The sequence below is a fragment of the Cribrihabitans neustonicus genome (assembly GCF_048820895.1).
Lineage (GTDB): Bacteria > Pseudomonadota > Alphaproteobacteria > Rhodobacterales > Rhodobacteraceae > Cribrihabitans_A > Cribrihabitans_A neustonicus.
The window spans coordinates 189,234-201,691 of record NZ_JBMERQ010000001.1; the positions used below are offsets into that span (position 1 = coordinate 189,234).

Consider the following 12,458-nt stretch of genomic DNA (forward strand, 5'->3'; position numbering starts at 1 on the left):
TGATTGGCGGCGGGGCGGACTGATCCCGGCGGCGGCCACATGTGGCCGCCGCAGAGCCGCCTGATAACCGGAGAACCACTTCATGGCCCAGATCCTGCCTTTCAAGACCCCGCTGCACCGCCAGCCTCGGGACGAGTCGCGGGCGGCGCTGATCGAGAGCTTCGCCAGCCACCGCCGGGGCCCGGAGGATGTGTTCTGGCTGAAGGAAAATGCGGAGCTGCTCAATATCCTGGAATGCACCGGAACTGCGCTCCGGCCCGGCGCGCTGGCGCCTCTGGCGGAGTTCTATGGCGGCGCGGCGCGGCATGTGAGCTTCTTCCGGCAATATTACAGGTTCATCCTGTCGATCTGTCTCGACCTCGAGGATCTCGGGCTGGAAGGCGCCGGGAGCGGGCAGGGCGCGCAGATTGCCGAGTGGGTGGCGGCGCGGGGTCTGCCGGGGGCCGAGCTGTCGGATCTGCAGCGCGCTGAGGCCCGCCGCCTGCTGGCGCGGCGGGGCGTTGCCTTCCGCGACGCAGGACTCGACGACCGGCTGCGGGACTTTATCGCCCGGCCGCAAACCTTTGCGGTTCCGAACAAAAAGGCCGCTTACGAGCTTACCCATATCGTCTTCTACCTGTCGGAATACGGGCGCCGGTGCCCGGACCTGCCGCCGGAGGCCCTGACCAGTTTGGAGTTCACCGGCCTGATTGCTTTCCTGGATCAGGACGCCGATCTGCTGGCCGAAGTCTGTATTGCGCTGCGCTATGCCGCGGCCCGTCCGCCCGCCGCGTGGGAAGACTGGCTCAAGCGGCGGCTTTCTGCTTATACTATCGTTAAGGGAGAATTGTCTGGACTTCATGATACGTATCACGAGTATTTCGTGGTGAACTGGCTGGCAGCGGTTGCGGGAGGCGTACCGTTTGCACAGCCGGTCCCGGGTGGTCCTGTACGGATTCCGCCCTGGCAGGGAGGAAGTATTTTGAGGCCACTGTCGCAGGCTCTTTTCCAGGCAGACGGACCGCCGCGCAGCCTTGCTGCGCTGAAGGCCCGGGTTGAGGCCGCGCTGGACCCCGCGGAGAGCAGCCTGCTGGAGGCGGCCGAGCGCAGCTGTTCAAGCTTTGGCCGCTTCTTCGAAGGCTTCGCGCGCGCCGGGACGGCCGCCATGGACGGCGCGGCGTGAGCGGCACGGGCGTTAAAGCGCACGGGGCGCGCAGCGCAGCGCTGGGAGGCGCGCTGCTCGCGGTGATCTACACCGGTCTCATCGCCTCGGCTGATGGCATCACCAAGCTGCTGGCGGGGCAGTACGCGGCGGCGCAGCTTTATGCGCTGTCGGGCATGATGGTGGCGGCGCTGTGCCTGATTGCGGACCGCCACCGGTCGCAGCGGGCCGGACTGCGCACCACCTGCCCGCGGGCGATGGCGCTGCGGGCGGTGGCGGGGCTGCTTGCTGCGGTGTGCTTCTTCTATGCTTTCCGCCTGCTGCCCTTTGCCGAGGTTTTTGTCTTCATCGGGCTGATGCCGCTTTTGGCGGGCGCAATGTCCGGACTCGTGCTGAAGGAGCCGGTGCGCCCTGCCGCCTGGGCCGCGCTGGCGCTGGGGTTCTGCGGTGTACTTGTACTGCTGCCGCAGGGGCTGAGCGGGCTTGCGGGCGGCCATCTGGTCGCGCTGGCAGCCGCGGTCTTCGGCACGTTTTCGATGACAATGGCGCGCTTTATCGGCCGCTTTGAAACCAATGCGCTGGCGCAGGTGTTCTATCCGAACCTGCTCTTGGGCGCAGTGATGCTGGTGGCACTGCCGTTTGTCTGGCTGCCGATGCCGGCCGCTGATGCCGCCTGGGCCGCAGCTTATGCGGTGCTGCTATTCGGCGCCCGCTGGGTGCTGGTGGTGGCGCTGCGGCTGCTCGCGTCCTACGCGGTGACGCCGCTGATGAACTTGCAGTTCATCTGGATGGCCCTGATCGGGGCGGCCGCCTTTGGCGAGGTGCCTCCGCTCAGCACGGTTCTGGGCAGCGCGATCGTGATGGCCTCGGGGCTGTATCTGGTCTGGGACCAGTTTGCCCCGCGCACACCCCGGGTGCCGTTCATCAACAACCCGCAGACCGACCCGTAAGCCGTCCTGCAAGGCTGCTTGTGCTGAGCCGCGCATCGGCGGCGCGCGCGGGGGCGATCTTGAGGGTCGTGACTGGCAGTTTATATCTGCCAAATCCGTAGAACTTATCGAGGGCACTCCCAGCCGAAGCCAAATCGCCGCCGCGTGGGGGCGCGCCGGCGATGCGCGGCGGGATTCGCCCTTGCTCCGCGTTGGTCAGTTATCAGTATCGGAAGGCAGGGCGGCCATTCTGCTGAAAAGGCGCCAAATTTCTCCGCAATCTGGCGGCGGTTACATCGAGAACGACGTGCCGCAGCCGCAGTTGGAGGAGGCGTTCGGGTTCTCGATGGTGAACCGCGCGCCGATCAGCTCCTCGGTGAAATCAATCACTGCGTTTTCCAGGAACGGCAGCGAAACCTCGTCCACCACCACCTTCTCCCCTTGGCCTTCCAGCACCAGATCCTCTGCCTTGGGCTCGTCCAGGGCGATCTCGTACTGAAAGCCGGAGCAGCCGCCGCCTTCGACCGCCACGCGCAGCGCCTTGCCCTGCTCGGCGGCGCCGATCTCGGCCAGCCGGGCGAAGGCACGGTCTGTCACTTTCGGGGGCAATTGCATCGCGTCTCTCCAAAGCTCATGTTGCAGCGCAAGCCATTATATAGAAAGCTGCAATTCAGGCGGCAAGATTTGCAGGGGAAAAGATTTAACATGCATGCGCCTTATGCCACTCTGCCGGACCGCAGCCGCGGCCGGCTGGTCGCCGAGGAGGAGAGCTCTTTCCGCTCGCCCTACCAGCGTGATCGCGACCGTATCATCCACGCCAGCGCCTTCCGGCGGCTCAAGCACAAGACGCAGGTGTTCGTCGAGCACGAGGGCGACAACTACCGCACGCGGCTTACCCATTCGATCGAGGTGGCGCAGGTGGCGCGCACCATCGCGGGCGCGCTCGGGCTCAACCAGGAGCTGACCGAGGGTGTGGCGCTGGCGCATGACCTGGGCCACACGCCCTTCGGCCACACGGGCGAGGACGCGCTGCATGCGCTGATGGCGCCTTATGGCGGCTTTGACCACAACGCCCAGGCGATCCGCATTGTGACCCATCTGGAGCGCCATTATGCCGAATTCGACGGGTTGAACCTCACCTGGGAAACCCTTGAAGCGATTGCCAAACACAATGGCCCGGTGGTGGGTGAGCTGCCCTGGGCGCTGGCCGAGTGCAACGCCGCGATGGATCTGGAGCTGCACACCCATGCCAGCGCCGAGGCGCAGGTGGCGGCGATTGCCGATGACATCGCCTACAACAACCACGACCTGCATGATGCGCTGCGCGCCGGGTTGTTCTCCGACGATGACCTGGCCGGGCTGCCGCTGTTGGGGCCTGCCTATCACGAGGTCGACCGGCGCTATCCCGGGCTCGACATCAGCCGCCGCCGCCACGAGGCGCTGCGCCGCTTCTTCGGGGTGATGGTGGAGGATGTGATCGCCACCGCGCGGCAGCGGCTGGCCGGCAGCGGCGCGGACAGCGTCGAGGCAGTGCGGGCGCTCGGGTACCCGGTGGTGCAGTTCTCTCCGGACCTTTGGGCCGGGCTGAAGGAGATCCGCGCCTTCCTCTTCACCCGTATGTACCGTGCGCCCTCGGTGATGCAGAAACGCGCCGAGGTCGCCAAGGTGGTGGAAGCGCTGTTCCCCTATTTCCTCGACCATCCGGAGGAGATGCCAGGCTCCTGGCAGGCCGACATCGAGGCCGCCGGAGACCGAACCTCGCTGGCGCGTATCGTTTCGGATTACATAGCCGGAATGACCGACCGTTTCGCCCTGCAGCAATACGAGCGGATTTTCGGCGTTAAACCCAAAGTTTGATTCTCAGGCCCCTGGATTGGAATTCCGAGGCTGGATAATTGGATGATGGCATTGAACTTGTCCCCGCCGCTCGCGGAATTGCGGGGTGGGGATAAGTCACCTGATGTCCCCCGGGGAGAGCGCCCGTTTGTGCAAGGCGCAAGCGGCTTTCAATATTATGCTATTTTAAGGGTCACTAATATTGTCACGCATATTGATGCGCCGTTGCGGAAGGTCCTGCGCCCTGCGTTTTTGCAAAGCCCCTCATGTGCGCCCCCGTCTGGCGCTATTCGGCCATAGAAACTGGCTCTATGCTGGGCGGAGGAGCGCGCCCTATCGCTGGGCCTGATTGGGAAGGACGAAGGGCACTTATGAAACGCTGGACCGTCACTTTCTGCGATGCGCCGGGCATGGCGCGGATCCGGGGCTGCAAGGCGCGGCGGGCGGCGCATATCGCCTTTGTGCGCGCCAGCCCGGGCCTGCAGATCGGCGGGCCGCTGGCGATGCGGCCGATGCAGGACTTCCCGGGCGCGATCTGGACCATCACGTGCGAGACCCGCGCCGATGCGGAGCGGCTTATCCGGCAGGACCCCTATTTTGTCCCGGCGCTGCGCCGCTACCGGATAACGTCACTGGGGACGGAAACGAGGGTGCCGGGTCTGTTGCCCTGACTGGCCGCGCTGCCGTTGCCGCTCGGGGGCGAAAATGTGCCATTTTCCGGTGCCTGCCGGCGCCGTCGCGCAGGGCGCGGCCCGCGCGCAGCGGTTGACCCTCCGCGCGCCCGCCGCTATCCGCTTGGGCGAACCAATGGGACGCCAGAGATGAACCTTTTTACCGATATCCGCTCGCTAGTGATTGACAGCCTCGCCGCCCTGACCGCCGAGGGCACGCTGCCCGAAGGGCTCGATTTCGGCAATGTCGCGGTGGAGCCGCCGCGCGATGCCGCCCATGGCGACATGGCAACCAATGCGGCGATGGTGCTGGCGAAACCCGCGAAGATGAAACCGCGCGACATCGCCGAGGCGCTGGCGGCGCGGCTGGCAGGCGATGAGCGCGTCACTTCGGCCGAGGTGGCGGGCCCTGGTTTCCTTAACCTGCGGCTGGCGCCCGGCGTCTGGCAGGGCACGCTGAAGGCGATCCTGGATGAAGGCACCGATTACGGCCGCGCGGACATCGGCGCAGGCCAGAAGGTGAACGTGGAATACGTCTCCGCCAACCCCACCGGCCCGCTGCACGTGGGCCACACCCGCGGCGCCGTCTTCGGGGATGCGCTGGCCTCGCTGCTGGACTTCGCGGGCTACGAGGTGACTCGCGAATATTATATCAACGACGGCGGCGCCCAGGTCGACGTGCTCGCGCGCTCGGCCTACCTCCGCTACCTGGAAGCGCATGGGAAGGAAGTTGCCTTTGCCGATGGCACCTATCCCGGCGATTACCTGATCCCGGTGGGCGCGGCGCTGAAGGAGAAGTACGGCGACCGCTTCGTCGGGCAGCCGGAAGAAGTCTGGCTGGAGGAAGTCCGCAGTTTCGCAACCGAAGCGATGATGGAGCTGATCCGCGAGGATCTGGCCTCGCTCGGCGTTGTGATGGACAACTTCTATTCCGAGAAGTCGCTCTACGGCACCGGCCGCATTGAGGCAGCGCTGGAGGCGCTGGAGCAGGGCGGGCTGATCTATGAAGGCGTGCTGGAGCCGCCGAAGGGCAAGAAGCCGGAAGACTGGGAGCCGCGCAAGCAGACCCTGTTCAAGTCCACCGAACACGGCGATGACGTCGACCGCCCGGTTAAGAAATCCGATGGCTCCTGGACCTATTTCGCCCCTGACATCGCCTATCACTACGACAAGGTAAGCCGCGGTTTCGATCTGCTGATCGACGTCTTCGGCTCCGACCACGGCGGTTATGTCAAGCGGATGAAGGCGGCGGTTTCGGCGCTGTCGGGCGGCAAGGTGCCCTTGGAGGTGAAGCTCTGCCAGCTTGTCAAGCTGTTTAAGGACGGGCAGGAGTTCAAGATGTCCAAGCGGGCAGGGACCTTTGTCACCCTGCGCGACGTGGTCGATGCGGTGGGCCCGGACGTGACCCGCTTTATGCTGCTCACCCGCAAGAACGACCAGGGCTTGGACTTCGACCTCGACAAGGCGCTGGAGCAGTCCAAGGACAATCCGGTGTTCTACGTCCAATACGCCAATGCGCGGATCTGCTCGACTCTGCGCAAGGCGCAGGAGCAGGGTACTGCCACCGATGACGCCACGCTTGCGGCAGCGGATCTGTCGCTGGTCTCGGATCCCGCGCAGCTGGCGGTGGCGCGCAAGCTTGCGGAATGGCCGCGGCAGGTGGAAATTGCCGCCCGCACCAGCGAGCCGCACCGGATCGCCTTTTACCTCTACGACCTCGCGTCGGAGCTGCACGGGCTTTACCACCTCGGCAAGAGCCAGGAAGGTTTACGCTTTGTTAACGAGAGCAGCCAATCGGCAACACATGCGAATTTGGCCCTCGCGCGGGCCGTTTCCGTTGTCATTTCTGCTGGCCTTGGTATTCTGGGCGTCAAACCGGCAGAGGAAATGCGCTAATAAAAACCGCAGCTTCCGCCGGGCTGAGGCAGATCAGGAAACCGGAGCAGGCGGCGCTGCGCGCGCCGCCGCTTGATCCGGGCAGTGAGGCGGACAATGGCGTATTTTGCGCAGGCTGGCAGCGGCCGGCCCAACATGCAGGGCGGTGACCGGGAGCGGGACACCGCCTTTGGCGTCCCGGACGGGCCGCAGTACACTGGCCCCGGCGCTGAACCAAACTACGGCTATGACGGCGCCGGCTTCCAGGGCGGCAGCTATGGTTACCATCCCGAAGGCCAGGCCGGGGACGCTGCCGGGGAGGCCTGCGATTCTCACGTTTCCTATGGCGATGGCTATGACGGTTACGAGGGCGGCTACCCGCCGCCGCCGGGCTTTCGCGCACGCGCGGCGCGCATCCTGAGCCTGTTCGGCGCCGCCGCGTCCATTGCGCTGGTCGCCGGCGTCGGCGTCTGGGGTTACAAGCTGGTGATGCGCGACGTGAGCGGCGTGCCGGTGGTGCGCGCTGTGGAAGGGCCGATGCGGGTGCAGCCGGACAACCCAGGCGGGGCCCAGGCCGACCACCAGGGGCTGGCGGTGAACGCGGTGGCTGCCCAGGGCAGCGCGGCACCTCCGGCCGAGCGGCTGACGCTGGCGCCGCCTTCGATCAAGCTCACCGATGACGACAAGCCGCTGCCGGAACTGGCGGCGGAAGCCGCGCCGAAACCGGCAGCTTTCGTGGAGGAACGCGAGGCCGAGGACAGTGGCGCCGAGGATGGCGAGCTGGTGATTGCCGCCTATCAGGACGGCGGCATCGATGCGCTGGTGGCGGAACTCACCCGCGATGCCGAGCCGCTGTCGCCGCAGAACGCCGCGGCCAATGCAGCCGATCTGGGGCGCGTGGAACCGGCCGCCGCGCCATCGCCCGCGCTCCTGAAGGCGCCGGGGCTGAAGCAGTCGCTGCGTCCGGCAACACGGCCTGCACGGCTCGGCACACCGCCTTCCACGCCGGTCAACGTGACCCCGGTCTCGGCCCCTGCAGCCAAGGAAGTGGACGCCGAAAGCCTGGCCCCTGGCACCCGCCTGGCGCAGCTTGGCGCCTATGAAAGCGCGGAGGTCGCGCGCGCCGAATGGGACCGTATCGCCGCCCGCTTTCCGGGTTACCTCGACAGCCGGCCGCGGGTGATCCAGCGCGCCACGAGTGGCGGGCGCACCTTCTACCGCCTGCGGGTGATGGGCTTTGACGGGCTGTCGGATGCACGCCGCTTCTGCTCGGCGCTGGTGGCTGGCAATGCCGATTGCATTCCTGTAACCACGCGCTGACCCGCTGGACCATGTTCTGAACTGCCCGGCGGATGCGCCGGGTTGCGCCCGTCTGCCCCCGGGGCGGGCGCCTGGCCCGTGACCAGGGGGCAGGAGGGCATAGCCTATGACATTCGGAGCCACCATTCTTGATGCGGACGGGCTGCGCCTCAGCGCGGACGAGAAGGCGCTGTTCCGCGAGGCGGATCCGTTCGGCTTCATCCTCTTTGCCCGCAATATCGAGAGCGCCGACCAGATCCGTGCGCTCTGCGGGGATTTCCGCGAGGCGGTGGGCCGCGATTGCCCGATCACCATCGACCAGGAGGGCGGACGGGTGCAGCGGCTGGTGCCGCCGCTCGCGCGGCAGTGGCTGCCGCCGATGGAGCATGTGGCGCGGGCGGGCGAGGGTGCTGCGCGCGCGATGTACCTGCGTTACCGGCTGATCGCGCATGAACTGCTGGGGCTTGGCATCGACAGCAACTGCGCGCCGCTTGCCGATATCGCCTTCGCCGAAACCCACCCCTTCCTGAAGAACCGCTGCCACGGCGGGGATGCGGAGACCGTGGCGGAAATCGCCCGCGCGGTGGCCGAGGGGCACCTGGATGGCGGCGTGCTGCCGGTGGTGAAGCACATCCCCGGCCACGGCCGCGCGGTGGCCGACAGCCACTACGGCCTGCCGCGCGTCTCCGCCTCCGCCGAGGAGCTGAGCCGTACCGATTTCGCGGCCTTCAAGGCGCTGAACGACCTGCCGCTGGGGATGACGGCGCATCTGGTCTATGAGGCGCTGGACGCGCTGCCCGCCACCACCTCTCCCAAGGTGATGCGCGTGATCCGGGAGGAGATCGGCTTTGACGGGCTGATCATGACCGACGACATTTCGATGAAGGCCATGAGCGGCAGCCCGGCGGATAACGCGCGCGCCTCGCTTGAGGCCGGGTGCGACGTGGTCCTGCTGTGCAATGCCTCGCTGGCGGACCGTGCTGCGGTCGCGGAGGCGTCCGGCCGCATGACAGAGGCGGCGCAAACCCGCGCAGAGGCCGCGCTGGCGATGCGCAAACCGCCCCGCGGCCTTGACATTCAGGCCGCTGAAGACGAACTTGCCGCGCTCATGGGCGGACAGGTGTATGGCTGAGCAGGCGCGCAATACGGCACAGGAAACCGAGCTGGAACAGCGCCTTGCAGCCGAGGCGCTGATCATCGATGTGGACGGCTTCGAAGGCCCGCTCGACCTTCTGCTGACGCTGTCGCGCACCCAGAAGGTAGACCTGCGCCGGATTTCCGTGCTGGAGCTCGCGCGCCAGTACCTCGCCTTTGTCGAACGCGCCAAGGCGCTGCGGATCGAGCTTGCCGCCGACTACCTGGTGATGGCGGCCTGGCTTGCCTATCTGAAATCGCGCCTGCTCTTGCCGCCGGACCCGGCCGAGGAAGGCCCCTCGGGGCAGGAGCTGGCCGCGCATCTGGCCTTCCAGCTTGAACGCCTGCAGGCGATGCGGGATGCCGCAGCGCAGCTGATGGCGCGCGACCGGCTGGGCCGCAACACCTTTGCCCGCGGCGCGATAGAGACCGTCGACCGTGTGAAATCGGTGACCTATACCGCGAACCTCCTGGACCTGATGCAGGCCTATGCGCGCCTGCGCACCAAGGAGGAGTTCCGCCCCTTCGTGATGGATCGCGAGTCGGTCTACACGATGGAGGAGGCTCTGGAGCGGATGCGCACGCTGATCGGCTTTACCGGCAGCTGGACCGACATGCTGAGCCTGCTGCCGGAGGGCTGGGACAGCGACCCGGTCAGGCGCCGTTCGGCCACTGCCGCCACTTTTGCCGCTTCGCTGCAGCTCGCCAAGGAGGGCAAGCTGGCCCTGCGCCAGAGCGAGACCTTCGCGCCGATCGAGCTGCGCGCCACGAGTAGGGACAGATAATGGAAGACCACAGCGCAGCGCTTGACGACGAGACCGACAGCCTGTTCGACGCGCCTCCGATGGCGGAGCAGGAGCGCATGGCCGAGGCAGTGCTGTTTGCCAGCGCCGAGCCGGTGAGCCTGCGCGAGCTGGCCGCGCGGATGCCGCATGGCTGCAATCCGGAAGCGGCGGTGGCGCATCTGGCGCGGCGCTACGAGGGCCGCGGCGTGCGGGTGGTCCGGGTGGGCGACGCTTGGGCGTTCCGCACCGCGCCGGACTTGGCCTACCTGATGCAGAAGGAAACCGTGGAGCTGCGCAAGCTGAGCCGCGCCGCGACCGAGACGCTGGCGATCATCGCCTACCACCAGCCGGTTACCCGGGCCGAGATCGAGGAGATCCGCGGCGTGTCGGTCTCGCGCGGGACCATCGACCAGCTGATGGAGATGGATTGGATCCGCCTTGGCCGCCGCCGGATGAGCCCGGGCCGGCCGGTGACCTTTGTGGTGACGCAGGCGTTCCTAGACCACTTCAGCCTGGAAAGCGCGCGCGACCTGCCGGGGCTGAAGGAGCTGCGCGCGGCCGGGCTGCTCGACAACCGCCCGCCGCCGGGCGCGATTAGTCTTGGCGCCAGCGAGGAGCCGGAGGCCGAAGACAGCGGCGAAAGCCAAGCCGAGCTGTTCGAGGAATAGGGCCGGTCTCGACCGCGTGCCGTGAAAGCGGCGCAATCTGCTGTTATGCTGATCGCGCAAGAGACGCGGGGGAAGCACCCATGAACGCCAATTGGATTGTCAACATGCTGATGCGCCGCCTGATCGGGCGGGGCACGCGCATGGCCGTGGACGCGGGCCTGCGCTGGCTGTCGCGGCGCAGCGGGCCGCTATCTGGTTCAAAGCACCAGCCGGGGCAGGGCGGCTCGAAGCCGGTGCAGACGCAGGCGCAGAAGAAAGCCGACCGCGCCCGTATCCGCGCGCTCAGGCAGGCGCGCCGGGCGATGCGGGGCCCGAAGGTCTGACCCGGCGCAGGCCCAGGGCCTCGACCGCCTCGGCGCCTGTCAGCAGAGCGGAGATCGCAAGGCAGCCGGCCAGCCCCCAAGCCGCATAGGCCGCAGCCCCCGCCACCGGGGCGGCAAAGACGCAGAGGTAAGTCACGGTGCTGAACAGCCCCATGATGGCGCCGCGCTGGCCGGGGTCCAGTGCCGTCACCCGCGCCACCACCAGGTTCAGCCCGAGGTGCTGCCCGATGCCCCAGAACAGCGACAGTACCAGCAGCATGACGTAGGAGTCGACGGCCGCCAGCAGCGCGAGGTAGCTGGCAGCCACGCCAAGGAACACCCAAGGCGTCGCCCGCGCCAGCCCGAGCCGGTCGAGCAGGGGGGCGATCAGCACTGCGAGGCCAAAGCCGATGCCGTAGGTGAGCGGCAGCAGCCCCGCCTGGCCGGTGCTGAGCCCGAGCTGCCCGGTGATATGCGCGCCGGTGAAGAAATAGCTGATGTAGAAACCCATCATCATGAGGGTGGTGGCCAGGAGCCCGCGCTTCAGCCCCGGAACACGCAGGGCGCTCAAGGGCGAGCTGGCTTTGCCGCTGGGCGCGCCCGCGGTGCGCAGGAGCGCCGCCGCCGCCCAGAGCAGGAGGGACGCCAGCGCAAGTGCCGCATAGACCGCGCGCCAGCCGAACACCCCGGTGGCCCAGGCGCTGACGCTCACCCCCAGCACCATCGACACGGTCCAGCCCGACAGCACCAGCCCCAGCACCCGCGATTCGCGCCCCTTCGGCGCGATCACCACCGCCAGCGTGTAGATCGAGGGCAGCGCTGCACCGGCCGCCAGCCCGCAGAGCGCCTGTGCCGCGCACAAGGCCCAGAGCCCCGGTGCCATGGCACTGCCTGCCAGCCCCAGCGCCAGCACTGCGAGGGCCGCGCGCAGCACCCGGCCCGCGCCAATCCGGTCGCCCAGCGGCGCCAGCAGCAGCGCCGCCGCGGCCACCCCAAGCCCGTAGGCGCTGGCCGCCCGCATGACCTCACCCGCGGAGGCCCCGAGACTTGCGCCAACCGTATTCACCACCGGCGCCAGCAGCAGGGAGTTTGCGCCAATCACGCCAATCGCGCTCATCAGAATCAGAATAGGGGCCAGCATTGTCTTGCTCTCGAAAATTGTTCAGAGCATCCTGCTATCGGCTGAATGAAATTCTGGAAACTGCGGAAAGATGCGATGAATGAAAAAACAGAAAACCTTCGGAAAGACGGCCCTGCACCGCGGCCTCTGGACCAGTTGGACCGAAGAATATTAGGCGCGCTGAGCCGCGATGCGACGCTGTCCTATGCGGCGATCGGCAAACTGGCCGGTCTGTCGGCGCCGGCCGTGCACGAGCGGGTGAAGCGGCTGCGCGCGTCGGGCGCGATCCGGGCGACAGTGGCGCATCTGGACGGGGCGGCGGCGGGCAAGCCTCTGCTCGCATTCATCCACGTCGACACCGAGGGCTGGGGGGTGACTTCGGGGCTTCTGGCGCTGCAGGAACTGCCGGAACTGGAGGAGATCCATTCCTCGGCGGGCGATGCGAATCTGATCCTGAAGGTCCGGGTTGCCTCGCCGCGGGCGCTGGAAGGGCTTCTGGCGCGGGTTTATGAGGCCGAGGGCGTGCGCGCCACCCGCACCTATGTGGCGCTCTCCACCCATCTGGAGCGCCCGGTGCAGGCGGGCACCACCGAGGCGCTGGCGGCAGGCGGGCCGGTGAAGTAGGGGCGGGGCGCTGGTCATGACCGTTCAGCCCGGCCGCAGGCCGGGCAGCGCCCGACCCTCCCCACGGGAGGGCG

The 12,458-nt window shown here is 67.3% G+C and carries 13 protein-coding genes; 11 read left to right on the forward strand and 2 right to left on the reverse strand.

Annotation, left to right across the window (positions count from 1 at the left end):
• Positions 1-82: 82 nt before the first annotated feature.
• Both ACOHWE_RS00915 and ACOHWE_RS00920 read left to right on the forward strand, forming a co-directional pair.
• Positions 83-1,162, forward strand: a complete 1,080-nt coding sequence (locus ACOHWE_RS00915) for a DUF6902 family protein (RefSeq protein WP_420663503.1) — start codon at positions 83-85, stop codon at positions 1,160-1,162.
• Positions 1,159-2,091, forward strand: coding sequence for a DMT family transporter (locus ACOHWE_RS00920; RefSeq protein ID WP_420663504.1), 933 nt, complete (start codon positions 1,159-1,161; stop codon positions 2,089-2,091). Before ACOHWE_RS00915 ends, ACOHWE_RS00920 begins: the two co-directional genes overlap by 4 nt.
• Positions 2,092-2,361: 270 nt before the next feature.
• Here the strand turns inward: ACOHWE_RS00920 and ACOHWE_RS00925 are convergent, their stop codons facing one another.
• Entirely contained in the window at positions 2,362-2,685 is a 324-nt protein-coding gene (locus ACOHWE_RS00925) for a HesB/IscA family protein (RefSeq protein ID WP_420663505.1), read from the reverse strand.
• A gap of 90 nt (positions 2,686-2,775) precedes the next feature.
• Between ACOHWE_RS00925 and ACOHWE_RS00930 the strand changes: the two genes are divergently transcribed.
• From ACOHWE_RS00930 to ACOHWE_RS00965, 8 genes are all read left to right on the forward strand, one after another.
• Complete coding sequence (locus tag ACOHWE_RS00930; protein ID WP_420663506.1) at positions 2,776-3,927, forward strand: deoxyguanosinetriphosphate triphosphohydrolase; 1,152 nt, start codon at positions 2,776-2,778, stop codon at positions 3,925-3,927.
• Between the two features lie 350 nt (positions 3,928-4,277).
• Positions 4,278-4,577 (forward strand): YciI family protein, encoded by a 300-nt coding sequence (locus tag ACOHWE_RS00935; protein ID WP_420663507.1) that lies wholly within the window; start codon positions 4,278-4,280, stop codon positions 4,575-4,577.
• Positions 4,578-4,727: 150 nt separating this feature from the next.
• Entirely contained in the window at positions 4,728-6,473 is a 1,746-nt protein-coding gene (gene argS / locus ACOHWE_RS00940; RefSeq protein WP_420663508.1) for an arginine--tRNA ligase, read from the forward strand.
• A 96-nt stretch (positions 6,474-6,569) separates the two neighbouring features.
• A complete protein-coding gene (locus ACOHWE_RS00945; protein ID WP_420663509.1) occupies positions 6,570-7,772 on the forward strand; it encodes an SPOR domain-containing protein in 1,203 nt (400 codons plus the stop codon).
• Positions 7,773-7,878: 106 nt separating this feature from the next.
• Positions 7,879-8,883 (forward strand): beta-N-acetylhexosaminidase, encoded by a 1,005-nt coding sequence (gene nagZ / locus ACOHWE_RS00950; RefSeq protein ID WP_420663510.1) that lies wholly within the window; start codon positions 7,879-7,881, stop codon positions 8,881-8,883.
• The gene (locus ACOHWE_RS00955; RefSeq protein WP_420663511.1) at positions 8,876-9,670 is read left to right on the forward strand and encodes a segregation and condensation protein A; all 795 of its coding nucleotides are present in this window, start codon (positions 8,876-8,878) and stop codon (positions 9,668-9,670) included. Before nagZ ends, ACOHWE_RS00955 begins: the two co-directional genes overlap by 8 nt.
• On the forward strand, positions 9,670-10,338 hold the full coding sequence (gene scpB / locus ACOHWE_RS00960; RefSeq protein WP_420663512.1) for an SMC-Scp complex subunit ScpB: 669 nt from the start codon (positions 9,670-9,672) through the stop codon (positions 10,336-10,338). The genes ACOHWE_RS00955 and scpB overlap by 1 nt, the downstream gene beginning before the upstream one ends.
• Positions 10,339-10,418: 80 nt before the next feature.
• Positions 10,419-10,661 (forward strand): hypothetical protein, encoded by a 243-nt coding sequence (locus tag ACOHWE_RS00965; protein ID WP_420663514.1) that lies wholly within the window; start codon positions 10,419-10,421, stop codon positions 10,659-10,661.
• Here ACOHWE_RS00965 and ACOHWE_RS00970 read toward each other — a convergent pair.
• Positions 10,621-11,781 (reverse strand): MFS transporter, encoded by a 1,161-nt coding sequence (locus ACOHWE_RS00970; protein ID WP_420663515.1) that lies wholly within the window; start codon positions 11,779-11,781, stop codon positions 10,621-10,623. The two genes, ACOHWE_RS00965 and ACOHWE_RS00970, sit on opposite strands and share 41 nt — an antisense overlap.
• Before the next feature lie 135 nt (positions 11,782-11,916).
• Here ACOHWE_RS00970 and ACOHWE_RS00975 point away from each other — a divergent pair, with 135 nt between their 5' ends.
• Positions 11,917-12,384 (forward strand): Lrp/AsnC family transcriptional regulator, encoded by a 468-nt coding sequence (locus ACOHWE_RS00975; RefSeq protein WP_420663516.1) that lies wholly within the window; start codon positions 11,917-11,919, stop codon positions 12,382-12,384.
• The last annotated feature ends 74 nt before the right edge of the window (positions 12,385-12,458 follow it).